The following is a 15402-nucleotide window of genomic DNA, read 5'->3' as shown; positions in this document are numbered from 1 at the left end:
TTCTCCCCCCTTACAAAGGGGGGCTGGGGGGGATGCTTCACTGTTTGGGAACCGAAAAATCCCCCTAAATCCCCCTTTGAAAGGGGGACTTTGAAACCAATTCTCCCCAATCCGATGCGAGAGTATTTGTGCGATTAGCTTGGTAATTCAATTCCCAAGGGGTGTTTCTCCGCAGCGATACATCTGAAAATAATAGCCGGGAACGTAAGATTTCGTACCGGGTTCGAGTTGGCAATTGTAGAGGGAGGGATCGAAGTGGGCGGAAAAATTGACCGTCCACAAATTCAGGGGGCGGGGCCATTTTTTGAGGGTGCGATCGAGGGTCGCCGTGGCAGTCAAACCCTCTTTTTCGTACTTGTGGGCAAGCAGGAAAAAGGGCGATAATTCTGGCATTCCAAACTTTTGCAATTCCCAGGCGATTCCCATCATTTCCCCCGTCTGTTCGTGGCTTTTATGAACCGTGGCGATCAGGGTGGGAATCTCCGGATTAGAATGGGACGCGATCGCCCTCGCCACCCATTCCGGGCGATCGGGTTTCTGGTAGGCGAAATTATGGGCGACCATCAACCCACTGAAAAAGGAAACAGTCAAAATGAGAGCGATCGCCCATCTTCGCCCATCATATTTTCCGGGATTTTGCCACCCCGCCGCCAATCCCGCCGCCACGATTAACAAAATAGCCGGAAAGTAAATAAACTGATATCGAGCCGCCAACGTGAGGTCGATGCCGAACCCCCAGGCGATCGCCAAAAACAGCACCAAAACTACCAGCGTCAAACCCCCCCACAACTGCACGGACTCCCGCCGGGATGGGGGCAGAACCCGCCAACCGTCAACCCAAACTTTCCCCAATATTCCCAAAATAAAGAAGGTAACGATACCGGAAATTATAATAACCGGTAAGGACTGATTTTCCACCGGCAACAAAACCACCATCGTCGTCAACCAAGCCACAATTCTGGCAATGGGTTGAATCAATATTTCCATCGGATCGCCGGGAGACGCCCAGGCCGTCAACTCGCTGTCCCCGCCGGAAATTTGCAGGAAAATGGGCAGCCAAACCAGCCCCCCCGCCGCCGTCCCCAAGGCGACGAAATAGAACCCCTTCCAAGTTTTGAAGGCCGGAAATTGTAACGGAGAACGGCGGAGATCCCGAATCCAAAGCCCCAAAACCATCGCCCCTTCTGCGAGTAACAGAAAGGCGAAAAAGAAATGCACCGCCACCCCCAACGTATTGATCCCGACGCCGACGATAACCAGCCACGGGGGGAGAGACATTTGGCGGTTCAGACGGCGAATTCCGGCGCTCAGACAAGCCAAAGATGCGATCGCCAACAAAATCGCCAAAGTGTAGTGTCGGGCTTCCTGGGCCAAATAAACGCCGAAGGGAGAAACGGCCATCAAGGCCGCGGCTATTTGTGCGACAATTCGGGAACGAAAGGACAGCCCAGCCAACCCGAATAAAGCGGGCACCGTCGCCACACCAAATAGAACACTGAGCGATCGCGCGATGCCGATGGGGACGAGCTCGCCGGCGGGGGCCAACCCGTCAACCCAAAGGTGCGTCAGCATGAAATAGACGGGGGGATGGTTACTTTCCGCGAATAACCGCTCGGGGACGGCCGCGACTCCCAAACTCGGATCGACTTCCAGGGGGTGCAGGAGCAGTTCCGGGGCGATGGGCACGTCCAGGGGAATTTGATGGAATCCCCGTCCGAGACTGAAGGCGAGGGTGGCAAATTCGTCGCTCCAGATCGGTTTGGCATCCAAATCAATCAGGCGTACAATTAAAGCGATCGCACACCAAAGGATTAACAAAATCAAGTGAATGGGATTTTCTGGGGGGGACGTTCCGCGATCGCGTCGTGCCATGATTTACCGACACCCTGACAGAAATGACGCCCTATTGTAGATCGGATTTTCGCTGTCCCTACCCCCAAACGTCAGTTTTTGCGATCGCGTTGAGGTACGGGAACCACCAACACCGGAGAGTCCGCTTTCCGGAGAATCCCCCCGCTGACACTGCCGACGATCGCCTGAAACAGACGGCCGTGGCCGTGGGAACCCACAATCACCAGATCGGCCTTCAGCTTCTCCACTTCCGCCAAAATCGTCTCGACGGTCGCCCCCTGAATCGTCAAACCCGTGGCATCGATGCCCTTTTGACGCAGGGTTTGAGTCCACTCCTGGAGTTGATGATGTTCTTTGCGATAGGCGTTGGCGGTATCTTCCCGCACCGAAGGGGGGCCGCTGCCGAACCCCACAAAGTCCGGTTCCGGGGCGACGGCGTGGATCAGCCACAGCTTGCACCCGAAGGCCCGGGCCAATTTTTCCGCCTGGGCGATCGTGGCGGGCGTGACGTCCGAGAAATCGATCGCGGCCAAAATATTTTGCATGGGGTGCTACATCCAGTGAGATGCCAAATCATATCATTCTGAAACCCTTCCGGCAAGGAGCGGACGGCGACGACGGCCCAAAAAAAAAGAGAGAGCTGCTTGAGCGACTCTCTCTACCATCAGGGTGCATCTACATAACATAATATAGCTTTTTTGGGGTGAGGGGTCAAGCCCCCTATTTAAAGATTGTGTAAAGAAAATGCCGTCATTTATTAAAGTTTGGTAAAGCCTAAACCGGACTCAGTTCGAGTTATGGCGCTTCGCGTTGGGTGTAGGGGGTAGGGAAAAAAAGAAGTGAGAAAGTCCTCACTCCTCACTCCTTGCAATCAGGGTTTCAAAGTTTGTTCCCGAAGCAATCGCCTGAAGGAATCGAGTTGTCAACTATACAATACATCGTCAAGAATAATTGCGGATAAAATAGAAATGCGATCGAATGCACGATCGTTGGTTAAAAAAAGATCGCAGTTGGCATTTATGGCGGTAGTCGCATGAATTGCATCCGGTGTTTTTAAATTCGTTCTCGCCCTCAATTCGGCCGCACCCAATAGAATTTCTCTCTCAATGGGAATCAATTGTATTTGTGTCGATTCCAGAAGATTTCGATAATCTTCGATCAAAGTATAATTTTCTTGTCTGATTGGCATGACCAATACTTCCATCAGGGTCAACTCGCTGGTCATCAGTTCGATATCGCCGATTTGAAACCGTTCCCAAAGCGGTTGAAGGAGCGAGTAATAGGATGGGTTGGCTTCGACGGTATAAATGACAACTGATGTGTCGATATAAACCGATTGAAAATCGGATAGATTTAGCTGTCCCATGAATCCCTTTCTATGGCAAGATCGCGGTTGATGTCTTCGGCGGAACGTTGGGGATGACGATCGCGCAACTCCTCCAAAAACTTGAGGATATTCTGCCGGCCGATCGCTTTTCGTGGGGGAAGAACCACAAAAACTTCGACTTCCTGACCTTCACAACCCGACGGAATTTGAACTTCCACTTTATTGCCGGGAAGGACTTTGGTGGTGATTCGGATGGCGGACTGCATCATTGATTGACCGACCTTTTCTCAAATGGTTGTTTGTGTTCTCACCCTCAACCGTAGCACGGGCGCGATCGCACCCCCGCACCCCCCACCCGCCGAGAAGTTGCTATTATGAGAAGGAGTGTTAAGAAATGTAAAGACCGATGGCAGAGGTTCACAGCGGAAACGCCCGCAAACGGGCGATCGTAATCGGCGCCGGTATCGGCGGACTCACCGCCGGGGCACTGCTGGCCCGTCGTGGCTACTCCGTGTCCATTTTCGACCAGGCGATCGTCCCCGGGGGATGCGCGTCTACCTTCCGGCGCCGGGGGTTCACCTTCGATGTCGGCGCCACCCAGGTGGCGGGGTTGGAACCGGGGGGCATTCACCACCGGATTTTCTCGGAATTGCAGATCGACCTACCCGAGGCCACGCCCTGCGATCCCGCCTGCGCGGTTTTTCTACCCGGAGAAACCGAACCCGTCAGCATCTGGCGCGACCCGGAAAAATGGCGCCTGGAACGGCAGCGGCAGTTTCCCGGAAGCGAACCGTTTTGGCAGTTGATGGGAACGTTATTTGACGCCAGTTGGCGGTTTCAAAGTCGCGATCCGGTGTTGCCACCGCGCCATATTTGGGATATAATACAATTAGCGAAAGCGTTTCGACCGGATACGTTGATCACCCTGCCCTTTACGTTTTTAACCGTCGGCAATTTGCTCAAACTTTACGGACTCGATCGCGATCGCCGCCTGAAAACCTTCCTCGATTTGCAGTTAAAATTGTACTCCCAGGTCAACACCGACGAAACCGCCCTGCTGTACGCGGCGACGGCTTTGGGTGTCTCCCAGGAACCCCAGGGATTGTATCACCTCCAGGGCAGTATGCAGGTGTTGAGCGATCGCCTAGTGGAGAGTTTGGAACGGGACGGGGGAACCCTGCGGATGCGCCACACCGTCGAGGCGATCGCCACCGAAAACGGAAAGGCCGTGGCGGTGACAATTCGCGACCAAAAAAATGGGAAAACCTGGCGAGAAACCGCCGATGTAATTATCGGCAATCTCACCGTTCAAAATGTGGTAAAATTGTTGGGAGAGAAAGATAATATTTCTCCGAATATCGGCGATCGCATCTACCGCCACAGGATCGAAAATCTTCCCCCTGCGTCTGGCGCGTTTGTCGTGTATTTGGGAGTGGATGAATCCGCCATCCCCCCGGGCTGTCCCCCCCACCTACAATTCCTCTACGATTACGACGGGCCGATCGCGGAAAATAATTCCCTATTCGTCTCCGTCAGCAAACCCGGGGACGGACGGGCGCCGGACGGGAAAGCCACCATCACGGCTTCGAGTTTTACGGATACTGAAAAATGGTGGAATTGTGAGGATTACGAACAGTTAAAAGAACAGTATACAAAAGATGCGATCGCCCGCCTGGGTTCCTACTTTCACCTCACCCCAGAAACGATCGTCCACCGAGAAGCCGCCACCCCCCGCACCTTCGCCCGCTACACGGCCCGCGATCGGGGTGTGGTCGGGGGCGTGGGCCAGCGAATTTCCACCTTCGGCCCCTTCGGGTTCGCCAACCGCACCCCCGTTGACGGACTCTGGCTGGTGGGGGACTGCACCCATCCCGGCGAGGGCACCGCAGGCGTCTCCTATTCCGCCTGGACGGTGGTCCGGCAACTCGAAGCCTGCCAATAACAAAATCTGTGGCGGCAACCTTATAGGGTTGCCTGTGAATCCACGATCGGAAAGGGCGAATGCCATTCGCCCCTACAATTACCCTTAAATCAATTTGACGAGTCGCAACGCAAACAGGAGCCCGGCGGCGGCACCGAGGGCGACAACGTAAAGCAGGGCGTAGGCGATCGCACCGTCAATGGTCATGGTCAATACTCCAGAATGTTAGTTGAGCTCGGAGAGTCGTCGGGTTGACTTTCTCGTGCCGTATTATAGGGGTTTGGGGGGATTTGGTCAATTGAGTGGCAATGCCCGATAGAGTGGTTTGCGATCGCATCAGATACGGACGATCCCCCTAAATCCCCCTTCACAAGGGGGACTTTTACTGCACAACCGGACTTCAATTGTTTCAATCCCTAAAAGGGATTTTGGATAGTTGCAACAATCATCCTGGCGATCGCCAGGGAAAAGATGGCTCGGTTTCAATCCCTAAAAGGGATTTTGGATAGTTGCAACTCAAAAATTGGGGGTTTCCCCATGCCGATGAATCGAGGTTTCAATCCCTAAAAGGGATTTTGGATAGTTGCAACGGAGGGATGATTGACCATGTATGACGAACCCATCCGTTTCAATCCCTAAAAGGGATTTTGGATAGTTGCAACCACCAACTGCAGCCACTCAAAGAACAGATTATCAAGGTTTCAATCCCTAAAAGGGATTTTGGATAGTTGCAACCTACCTCTACCGATGGCACGTCGAATCCTATAGTGTTTCAATCCCTAAAAGGGATTTTGGATAGTTGCAACAAGCGCTGGCGGGAGTGGCCGTCGCCCCCGTCGCCACGTTTCAATCCCTAAAAGGGATTTTGGATAGTTGCAACCCGCCCGAAATCATCTGAAAAAATTAGCGAAAAAGTGTTTCAATCCCTAAAAGGGATTTTGGATAGTTGCAACTTGAATAAATATCAGTCGGGTGAGACAAAGTTTCCGACTGGTTTCAATCCCTAAAAGGGATTTTGGATAGTTGCAACAAACTGAAAGCAAGCAACAAAAGCCGGATAAACATTCGTTTCAATCCCTAAAAGGGATTTTGGATAGTTGCAACAGGTGTTAGAAATGGCTTTCGCGGCTAGAACTCACCTGTTTCAATCCCTAAAAGGGATTTTGGATAGTTGCAACTTTACGGATTGACTCTAGCACGGTAGCCGACCCCGGTTTCAATCCCTAAAAGGGATTTTGGATAGTTGCAACGCTTCATTATCTTGAGCGCGGCAAACGACCCGAAAACGTTTCAATCCCTAAAAGGGATTTTGGATAGTTGCAACGATCCACACACAACAGGAAAATTCAACCCATTTCTCGTTTCAATCCCTAAAAGGGATTTTGGATAGTTGCAACTACTGATTCGATATTCGTACCATGTATTAAGGAGGTTTCAATCCCTAAAAGGGATTTTGGATAGTTGCAACAGCTCCCAGAAAAAATATCTTATCCCGTTTTGCGGAGTTTCAATCCCTAAAAGGGATTTTGGATAGTTGCAACGATACCGATCACCCCTTCAGGATCGGCAGTATCGCCGTTTCAATCCCTAAAAGGGATTTTGGATAGTTGCAACATTGGGCTGTCCCCGGTGGAACTAACATTGTTCCGGTTTCAATCCCTAAAAGGGATTTTGGATAGTTGCAACTGCCACCCATTGAAACCTGTGCTGTATGCAGTTTTCAAGGTTCATTTGCGCGATGCCCCCTAATAATAGCACGATCGCGATCGAAAAAGCAAGCCCAAATCGCCGAAACCCTTGCCCTGTAAGGTGCGCGGGGGTGTCGGAGCGACGATCGCCCTCAAAGCCAGTGCTGACGGAGGATTCAGGCAAATCCAGAAACCCGCCAATTTCTACAGCCACCCCGTCGCGCAGTTTCATCCCGAACCCCCCATTCCCGAACCCGCCGATTTTGCGCTGTCGCATCGCCACCGTCCCGACTGAAAAACCTCTCTAAATGGTAGCATGAGGGATCGAGAACAATCGGTAACGAAGAAACCATCATGTCATCCGTCATACCCGTCAACTTGGGGCCGATGTCCTACGAGATCGCCGTCGCCGCGGGCAATTTGGATCGGTTGGGCCCCCTGATGTCCCCCCTGAAATTGGGCAAAAAAGTATTGCTGGTGTCGAACCCCGAAATCTTTCAACACTACGGAGAACGGGCGATCGCATCCCTGGAAACGGCTGGATTTCAAGTGGCGTCGTGCACCCTCCCCGCCGGGGAACAGTACAAAACCCCCCAAACCCTACAGTTAATATATGATGCGGCGTTGGAACATCGCCTCGAACGCAACTCCACAATCGTGGCCCTCGGCGGCGGCGTCGTCGGGGACATGGCGGGATTCGCGGCGGCGACGTGGCTGCGGGGAATCAATGTCGTGCAGGTGCCCACGTCTCTATTGGCGATGGTGGATGCCTCCGTCGGCGGCAAAACCGGGGTGAACCATCCCCGGGGAAAAAACCTGATCGGCGCCTTTCACCAACCGCGTCTGGTGGCGATCGATCCGGAAGTGTTGGCGACGTTGCCGGAACGGGAATTTCGGGCCGGAATGGCGGAGGTGATCAAATATGGGGTGATTTGGGATGGGGAATTGTTTTCCCAGTTGGAAAAAACCGATCGCCTCGATCGCATGGAAGCCGTGGCGCCGGAACAGTTGCAGGAAATTTTAGTCCGATCCTGTCAGAGTAAGGCGGATGTCGTCAGTAAAGACGAAAAAGAATCGGGACTGCGGGCGATTTTGAATTACGGCCACACCATCGGCCACGCGGTGGAGAGTTTGACGGGTTATACTGAATTGGTGCACGGGGAAGCGGTGGCGATCGGCATGGTGGCGGCCAGTCAAATTGCGGTGCACCTAGACCTGTGGCCTTCCGAGTGCGATCGCCGTCAATTGGAATTAATTGAAAAGGCGGGTTTGCCGGTTCGCCTCCCGACGGGGTTGAAGATTGACGACATTATCGACCTGCTGCAAACTGATAAAAAGGTGAAGGATGGCAAGGTGCGGTTTATCCTCCCCACCGCGATCGGGACGGTTATCATTAGCGATCGCGTCCCTTCGGAAACCATCCGCGACGTGTTGCAGAAAATGTGAGTCCCAATTTCCGGATCTGATCTGAGTGCTATATTGTCCCTCTTTGCTCTTGTCATGTCGGAAAAGCCGGTGTTATGATCGAGCTAGTTCAATCCCTCTGATTTCTGACAAAGCCCCGTCAGAACTGTTAAAAATTATGACAAATATTGAGTCAATTAACCCGATGGAAAGTCGGGGATCCCTCACCTCTCCGGAAGAGTCAAGTTTGGCGAAAGTCTATTCTTCACTCAAAATCGTCGAGTATCTACTCCTGACCGCTTCGATCTGCACCGTATTGTTGTTCTATTTTGCGACCGAAAATCAGCAGACATTTGCCCTGTATTTGATCGGTTTTCTGTCCGCGCTTTTCTTCGTCTTCCTGATCAAAGGACAGGTGGGATCTAGCTTGGAAAGATTGCAGATTCAGTCGGATATTATCACCAAATCTGAAATCCAAAACTCCATGCTGGATGCCGATGAAGGGTCGGCGAAAACCAAAATCGCGGTAGCCCGAACCCGGGCGCTGAAGTACAGCCAAGAATTGATCAACGATTACAAAAGAACGCGGGTCAATTCGCGCAACATCTACTACATTTCCCAAGTTTCCACCGTCATTTTATCCGGCGTCACCCCCATTCTCGTCGTCGTCGAACGATTGGACACGGGGCCGTCTTGGTTTAAGTGGCTGCCGGTCATCTTTCCGGCTATCTCGGCGATCGTTTCCAGTATCGTCACCTCTTTTCCCTTCCAAGAACGATGGATCGAAGCCAACAAAACCGTTGAATTGCTGGAAGCGGAACAGGAAAAATTCATTTTGGGAATCAGTCCGGCTTACCGCTGCACCGACGTTTCGGAGCCCCGGGAACGTCAAAAGCGAGCCCAAGTGGCGATCGAAAACTTTATCACCCAGGTGAACACAGTCCACTTGAAGCAGATTCAACAAGTCGCCGCCGAGAAGCAAGAAGAGGAGAAAAAGGAGGAAAAAACGGAATCCAATTCCCCCGCAGCAGTCCGGGTTTAGTGAGCTCAACCTGCAACTGATATCGGGCGGATCGCTGGCTTGAAAATAGTCGCGATCGCCCCCAAAACTGACCAACTGAAACGATCCACAACTCTGGGGACAGTAAAAATGCTGTCCCCATTGCCGTTTCGATACAGACAAAACGGCCGGTAAAATTGTGGGAAAATTCGACATTTATAACATTCAATCATGCTGGGACTCGGAATAGACGGCGGCGGGACGAAAACGGTTTGCGTGTTGATGGACGATCGCGGCAAGGTTTTGGGGCGGGGAGAGGCTGGACCTTCCAACTATCAAACCATCGGACTCGAAGCCGCCGGAAGTGCCATCAAAAAAGCCATACTCCAAGCCGTCAGTCAGGCGACGGGTGAAATCACGGTTGGCGGGTTGGGTTTGGGACTCGCGGGGGTGGGGCGCCCGGAGGATGTGGAAACGGTGCGAAAATGGGTCGGACAGATCCAATCGGACCCCGATTTTCCCCTCAATTGGGATGTCAAACCGGAAAATTTTGCGATCGGCGGCGATAACGCGATCGCCCTGGTGGGGGGGTTGGGCCACGATGTGGGAATTGTCGCGATCGCCGGGACGGGCTCCCAGATTTTCGGCCGCAATTCGCAGGGAAAAACCAAGCGAGTCGGCGGGTGGGGTTACATCCTCGGCGACGAGGGCGGCGGCTACGATATCGCCGTTCGTGGGTTGCGGGCCGTGATGCGATCGTTTGACGGACGTCTGCCGCCGACGGCGTTGACAGAAGCGTTTTTATCGCACTTCAATTTGGAGTCTCCGGACGGGTTGATCGAGGTGATTTACCGGCGGAATTTGGCGGTCAAAGACATCGCCGCATTGTCCCCCATCGTCGATCGCGTGGCGGCGGATGGCGACACCCTTGGCGATCGGATTATTACTGATATTTCCGAGGAATTGATCGGGGCGACAAAAGTGGCGATCGCAGAATTATTCGACCCGGCGGAAGCCTTGGAAATCGTCACAATGGGGGGAGTTTGGCGCGGCATGGCGAACCTCCGACGCCGATTTATTGCTGGAATAAGTGCGATCGCTCCCCAAGCAGACGTGCTCTGGCCCCGCCACGAACCCGCCTATGGTGCGGCGCTGTTAGCACTCAACTTGGACTCCGGAGTATCCCATTGATAGGTGTCCCACAATTTGACAGATCGGTTATTTTGGGGTAAAATAGGTTTCCCAGATATGTCATCAATATTTTATGTTGCTTTAATTCGGAAAAATCAAAATGTCTATCGTCGTTTTAAAGAATTTCAGAAAGCGATCGCCCGAAAAAATTATCGATAATCTCAACCAAATTTCTGTCGATATTATAGCACTACGCATTTAGGTTAGGACACCTCCTCTCTCTGTGTTCCTCTGTGCCTCTGTGGTAAAAATTTCGATTTGAAATCATTTAAAGAACTCGGTAAAAATTACACTTCTCAAGACCTATTCAAAATTAAAAATATAGTTATTATCTATCTCAAACAAATTTTAATCAATATCGCAAATTATTTGGACGACCGAGACTATTTAGAAAAATAAAATTTGAAGCCAGATAGATTAGGTCTTGAAATTTCCGAGTTCAAATTTTCTCATCGATCGCCCCCCACTTTCCCCCATCCCGACTCTCCGACAGATGTCCCATCCTGGGGAATTTGTATAATGGGAGTGAGCCGAACTTGCCTCTAGACCTGAAACGGCGAATGGGGGTGATGTAGTGACAGTTGTCAGACAACGATTGAATAGATGATGGTCAAAAAACCAAATTTGACATTTTTGCAACTTGTAAATATGAGTGTCGGATTCTTCGGCATTCAGTTTGGCTGGGGTTTACAGATGGCAAATATGAGCGCCATCTTTGAACATCTCGGCGCCGAGGCTCACGAAATACCGATCCTGTGGCTGGCGGCGCCCCTGACGGGGCTATTCGTCCAGCCGATAATCGGCCACATGAGTGACAACACCTGGTGCGCGTTGGGACGGAGACGGCCCTATTTTTTGGTCGGCGCCATCTTCAGTTCCATCGCCCTGGTGTTCATGCCCAGCGCTTCAGCCCTCTGGATGGCGGCGGGACTGCTGTGGATACTCGACACCTCCGCCAACATCAGTATGGAGCCCTTCCGGGCCTTTGTCGGCGATTTGCTGCCCGAAGATCAGCGCACCCGGGGTTTCGCCATGCAGGGTTTGTTCATCGGGTTGGGTGCGGTGACGGCATCCGCGTTTCCCTGGCTGTTGAACCACGTTTTCCACGTTTCGTCCATCAGCGAGCCCGGACGGGCCATTCCCCTCACCGTGCAGTTATCTTTCTATACCGGCGCGGCGTTTTTCTTGGGGACGGTGCTGTGGACGGTGTTGAGCACGGAGGAATATCCCCCAGAGGATCTCGAAGCCTTTGAAGCCGAAAGCGGCGGCGGCGTCCTGGACGGACTCCGGGAAATTTGGGATGCTCTGCGGGATATGCCGGAGACGATGCGGCAGTTGTCCTGGGTGCAGTGGTTTACCTGGATGGGGATGTATTGTATTTTCCTCTATTTTCCCCCCGCCGTCGCCCGCAATATTTTCGGGGCGGTGGACCAGAATTCGGTGCTCTATTCCGACGGGGTGGAGTGGGCCGGACTCTGCATCGCGGCTTACAATGCAGTGTGTTTCGGCTTCTCTTTTGTGCTCCCCCAACTTGCCAAAGCCACCAACCGACAGATTGCCCACGCTTTCTGTTTAGCTTGCGGTGCGGTGGGGCTGTTTTCCCTGGCGGCGATCGACAATAAATATCTGCTATTATTGCCGATGATCGGGGTGGGAATTGCTTGGTCGAGCATCCTTTCCATGCCTTACGCGATGCTGGTGGGATGTCTGCCGCCGGAACGGACGGGAATCTACATGGGAATTTTTAATTTCTTTATCGTTTTGCCGCAGATTACCGTCTCTCTGGGCTTCGGTTGGGTGATGCGAAATCTCCTGAACGACGATCGCCTGATGGCCGTGATTATCGGCGGGGCGTTCTTTCTGATCGCCGCCGTCCTCACCCAGCGAATCGAACCTTTGCCGAGAGTTGTCCCCGGCGCCAATAAGGCGATTCAACAACCCGATTATTGATCGGTTTTGGCCGGTGCAAATCCGGCTAGGGCGCAAACCTTGCGCCCCTACGGGGTTGAAATATAATGTTGGGGGTGACGGTATATTTGCCCTCGAATCGACTGTAGGGGCGTATGGCATACGCCCTCGCCAGATCCAGTTAATCTAATTCCAATCTTATGGATGAATTCGATCGCCTCGAAAGTACGATCGCCGCCTACAAAACCCGCCTGGAAACTCGCCCGGACGAGTTGTCGAATTATTGGAATTTGGGATTGGCGTTTCTCCTCAACCACGAAGATTTCGCCGCCCAGGAGGTTTGGTTCGCGGGAATCACTGCAGACGATGCCGGGGAAAGCGATCGCCGCCTCGCCACTCTGATCGAGTTTCTCAAACGGAAGTCGCGAGAGTATCAAAAAAATTACTATCCCGAACGCTCGGAATTGATCGATTATCAATTGCTCGATTTGGACGGAGATTCCCCCGAAATATACGTCCATTTGGGAGAGGCGATCGCACTTCAGGGACGGTTGGACGAGGCGATCGCGTGGTGGGTAAAGGCGACGGAAATCAAACCCGATTTATTTGACGTTTACTGCCGGTGCGGTGTCGTATTGCAAAAGTTGGGAAAATTTACCGATGCCCTCCATTATTATATCACGGCACTGTCTTTAAAATCAAATCCAGAAATTTTCTATCGCCTCGGAATCTGCTACTTGAAAACCGAACAATTGCAAAACGCCCTGGATACGTTTCGGCGGGCGATCGCGATCGCTCCCGACTTCGCCGATGCGATCGCGGATTTGGGCTGGGTTTTGCTGCGTCTTCAACGACATGAAGAGGGGATGCAGACTTGGAGATCAGCACTTCAGAGACAACCCGATTTCGCCCGATTTTATTGTGCCAACATCGCCGATTTGGAACGCGATCGCATCCGGGTAGAATTTTTAAACGGCTTACTCGAAAATAATAGCCCAACGCCCATTTTTTTACAGTTATTGGAAAAACTTCTATCATTTCACCGGCAATCCCCGCAACCCGATCGCATCCCGCCGTCGAATCCCGTCGAACCGCCCCAATTATTTTACGAATGGACGCGAGATTGGGCGGTATCTGCAAATCAACAGTATAAAGCGATCGAACCGGAAACAACCCTCAAACTCAAACCGCCCAAAACCCCGGATCATTCCGTCCATTTTAGCTTCCGATTCGGTTCCAAACTCACCCTTCCGGCTTCTTTTGTTACCGTTGTCCCTGAAGGGCGATACTGGCTAGATCCCACCCAAACCAAAAGTGCAGTTATCGCCGCAAATAATCACTTTTTAGCCGATCTGTCCCCGGACTTCCCCATTTTGAGTCCCCGACACCCCGATAAGCACCCCAGCAAACATTCAATTTTATCGCTGAAAACCTTACCAAAAATCGAATATTTTTCAGGCAATATTGCCGTTTTATCTGGGTTATCGAACGACATTTATTTTCATTGGATTTTGGATGTACTGCCAAAAATCGGATTGTTACAGAAAGCGGGATTTCAGTTATCTGAAATTGACGGATTTATCGTCCGCGATCGCCTCCCCTTTCAGCGGGAAACGTTGGATATTTTGAACATCCCAGAAACCCGCATGATCGACCCGATACACCATCCCCACATCCGGGGCGATCGCCTCATCGTCCCCTCCTTTTCCGGTCACATTTCCTGGCCAAACCCGCAAACCTGCCGGTGGTTAAAGCGACAATTTTTAGAGATTAAAGATACCACAAATAGCGATAATTTTGACCGAATTTATATTAGCCGAAAATCGGCCAAAACCCGGCGAATTTTGAATGAAGGTGAAGTGATTGAAATCCTCGAAAAATACGAATTTAAAACCGTCAACCTCGAAACCTTATCCGTCGTCGAACAGGCGAGATTATTTAACCAAGCAAAAGTTATCGTCGCCCCCCACGGCAGCGGCTTGACGAACTTGGTATTTTGTCAGCCGGGAACGATCGCGATCGAGTTATTTTCTCCCAATTACGTCTATCACTGTTACTGGTGGTTGAGCAATCTGGCGGAGTTGAATTACTATTATTGTCTAGGCGAAACCCTCCCCGGCGAATATTTGCAGCGTCTCCTGTACCCCAAAAGCGTCTCCGAAGATATCGCGATCGCCCCCCGGCGGTTGCTCGACGTGCTGAAATTTGCCAATGTGGTTTAATATCTGTAGGGGATTTGTAGATGACCCCGAAACGCCGTCAAACTTCCATATTACCATGAAATTTAAACAAGTGCTATTGGCGACGATAATCGCCGTTTTGGGATTCATTTTTCCGGTCTGGAATTGGGGTCTGATCCCCGCCGCGATCGCCGATGCCCCGTCAGCCGTCGAACTGTCGAATCAGAACCTCGCGGACGGCGTGGATCAATTTCTCCACAAAATTCCCCGGGGTTATTATACCATCATGAAAGTGGGGAAAGCCAAACAACTCACAAACGGCGATCGCGCCCTGTTCGTGGACGTGCGGGAACCCTCCGAATACGCCTCCGGACACATCAAAGGGGCGATCAATATCCCCCTGCGATCGCTCACCGACAACCTCGACAAAATCCCCCGCGATCGCACCGTCGTTCTCTACTGTTCCAGCGGCTACCGCACAGGAATCGGCGTCGCCTCCCTGCAACTGCTCGGATACGATAACGTCAAAGGATTTCCCCCCAGCATCAAAGGCTGGAAAGAAGCGGGAGAAATCTTAGAAAAATAGATTTAATAGGGAGTAGGGAGTCGGGAATCGGGAATCGGGAATCGGGAATCGGGAATCGGGAATCGGGAATAGAAATGATCGCAAGTATCGCTCGGCAAGTGTTTACAGTTCTGTTTGGGGGAAAGAATCCGAAACCCCAATTCTCCCCCCTTACAAAGGCTCCAGGAGGCAGGGGAGGCAGAAAATTTATCAATCATCTGAATATGATTTTTGCTGGTAGGGGCCCCTGGCTTGCGCCCTCGGGGAATTGATTCCCAAGCGGTCTGGATGTTCCACCCGTTTCTTCGCTCCCTCCGCTCCCCCTGCTCCCCCTGCTCCCTCCGCTCCCTCCGCTCCCTCCGCTCCC

At 52.1% G+C, this 15402-nt stretch carries 12 protein-coding genes and 1 CRISPR repeat array; of the genes, 8 read left to right on the top strand and 4 right to left on the bottom strand.

Going from position 1 to position 15402, the window contains the following annotated elements; translation table 11 throughout:
• Nucleotides 1–147: 147 nt before the first annotated feature.
• The 4 genes from LKE08_RS21160 to LKE08_RS21145 form a co-directional block, all read right to left on the bottom strand.
• Nucleotides 148–1872: a hypothetical protein gene (locus LKE08_RS21160; RefSeq protein WP_324706241.1), complete on the bottom strand. Its 1725-nt coding sequence runs from the start codon at nt 1870–1872 to the stop codon at nt 148–150.
• A 71-nt stretch (nt 1873–1943) separates the two neighbouring features.
• Nucleotides 1944–2396: a universal stress protein gene (locus LKE08_RS21155; protein ID WP_324706240.1), complete on the bottom strand. Its 453-nt coding sequence runs from the start codon at nt 2394–2396 to the stop codon at nt 1944–1946.
• A gap of 377 nt (nt 2397–2773) precedes the next feature.
• On the bottom strand, nt 2774–3217 hold the full coding sequence (locus LKE08_RS21150; RefSeq protein WP_324706239.1) for a type II toxin-antitoxin system VapC family toxin: 444 nt from the start codon (nt 3215–3217) through the stop codon (nt 2774–2776).
• Nucleotides 3205–3447: a hypothetical protein gene (locus tag LKE08_RS21145; RefSeq protein WP_324706238.1), complete on the bottom strand. Its 243-nt coding sequence runs from the start codon at nt 3445–3447 to the stop codon at nt 3205–3207. Before LKE08_RS21145 ends, LKE08_RS21150 begins: the two co-directional genes overlap by 13 nt.
• A gap of 137 nt (nt 3448–3584) precedes the next feature.
• On the opposite strand from LKE08_RS21145, the gene crtD reads away from it, so the two are divergent.
• The 8 genes from crtD to LKE08_RS21100 all read left to right on the top strand — a co-directional run bounded on the left by crtD (nt 3585) and on the right by LKE08_RS21100 (nt 15056).
• Nucleotides 3585–5120, top strand: a complete 1536-nt coding sequence (crtD, locus tag LKE08_RS21140) for a C-3',4' desaturase CrtD (protein WP_324706237.1) — start codon at nt 3585–3587, stop codon at nt 5118–5120.
• 385 nt (nt 5121–5505) lie between these two features.
• Nucleotides 5506–6785: a CRISPR direct-repeat array (repeat unit 37 nt; unit sequence GTTTCAATCCCTAAAAGGGATTTTGGATAGTTGCAAC).
• A gap of 111 nt (nt 6786–6896) precedes the next feature.
• The gene (locus LKE08_RS21130) at nt 6897–7082 is read left to right on the top strand and encodes a hypothetical protein (protein ID WP_324706235.1); all 186 of its coding nucleotides are present in this window, start codon (nt 6897–6899) and stop codon (nt 7080–7082) included.
• A 59-nt stretch (nt 7083–7141) separates the two neighbouring features.
• Nucleotides 7142–8233 carry a 3-dehydroquinate synthase gene (gene aroB / locus LKE08_RS21125; RefSeq protein ID WP_324706234.1) on the top strand — a complete coding sequence of 364 codons (1092 nt, stop codon included), beginning with the start codon at nt 7142–7144 and terminating at the stop codon, nt 8231–8233.
• 163 nt (nt 8234–8396) lie between these two features.
• Nucleotides 8397–9233, top strand: a complete 837-nt coding sequence (locus LKE08_RS21120) for a DUF4231 domain-containing protein (RefSeq protein WP_324706233.1) — start codon at nt 8397–8399, stop codon at nt 9231–9233.
• 186 nt (nt 9234–9419) lie between these two features.
• Nucleotides 9420–10382 carry a BadF/BadG/BcrA/BcrD ATPase family protein gene (locus tag LKE08_RS21115; protein WP_324706242.1) on the top strand — a complete coding sequence of 321 codons (963 nt, stop codon included), beginning with the start codon at nt 9420–9422 and terminating at the stop codon, nt 10380–10382.
• Between the two features lie 603 nt (nt 10383–10985).
• Nucleotides 10986–12332, top strand: a complete 1347-nt coding sequence (locus LKE08_RS21110) for an MFS transporter (protein WP_324706232.1) — start codon at nt 10986–10988, stop codon at nt 12330–12332.
• Between the two features lie 158 nt (nt 12333–12490).
• Entirely contained in the window at nt 12491–14512 is a 2022-nt protein-coding gene (locus LKE08_RS21105) for a glycosyltransferase 61 family protein (RefSeq protein ID WP_324706231.1), read from the top strand.
• Nucleotides 14513–14567: 55 nt separating this feature from the next.
• Nucleotides 14568–15056: a rhodanese-like domain-containing protein gene (locus tag LKE08_RS21100; protein ID WP_324706230.1), complete on the top strand. Its 489-nt coding sequence runs from the start codon at nt 14568–14570 to the stop codon at nt 15054–15056.
• Nucleotides 15057–15402 lie beyond the last annotated feature (346 nt).

This window comes from Lyngbya sp. CCY1209 (assembly GCF_035615495.1).
GTDB lineage: Bacteria > Cyanobacteriota > Cyanobacteriia > Cyanobacteriales > Microcoleaceae > Limnospira.
Note: the sequence above shows the minus strand (reverse complement) of the source record. Positions and strands in the feature narration are given on the sequence as shown.

Coding starts and splice junctions, on each gene's coding strand:
- LKE08_RS21120 (WP_324706233.1), top strand. CDS start 8,397: ATGGAAAGTCGGGGATCCCTCACCTCTCCGGAAGAGTCAAGTTTGGCG.
- LKE08_RS21110 (WP_324706232.1), top strand. CDS start 10,986: ATGATGGTCAAAAAACCAAATTTGACATTTTTGCAACTTGTAAATATG.
- crtD (WP_324706237.1), top strand. CDS start 3,585: ATGGCAGAGGTTCACAGCGGAAACGCCCGCAAACGGGCGATCGTAATC.
- LKE08_RS21160 (WP_324706241.1), bottom strand. CDS start 1,872: ATGGCACGACGCGATCGCGGAACGTCCCCCCCAGAAAATCCCATTCAC.
- LKE08_RS21150 (WP_324706239.1), bottom strand. CDS start 3,217: ATGGGACAGCTAAATCTATCCGATTTTCAATCGGTTTATATCGACACA.
- aroB (WP_324706234.1), top strand. CDS start 7,142: ATGTCATCCGTCATACCCGTCAACTTGGGGCCGATGTCCTACGAGATC.
- LKE08_RS21155 (WP_324706240.1), bottom strand. CDS start 2,396: ATGCAAAATATTTTGGCCGCGATCGATTTCTCGGACGTCACGCCCGCC.
- LKE08_RS21100 (WP_324706230.1), top strand. CDS start 14,568: ATGAAATTTAAACAAGTGCTATTGGCGACGATAATCGCCGTTTTGGGA.
- LKE08_RS21105 (WP_324706231.1), top strand. CDS start 12,491: ATGGATGAATTCGATCGCCTCGAAAGTACGATCGCCGCCTACAAAACC.
- LKE08_RS21145 (WP_324706238.1), bottom strand. CDS start 3,447: ATGATGCAGTCCGCCATCCGAATCACCACCAAAGTCCTTCCCGGCAAT.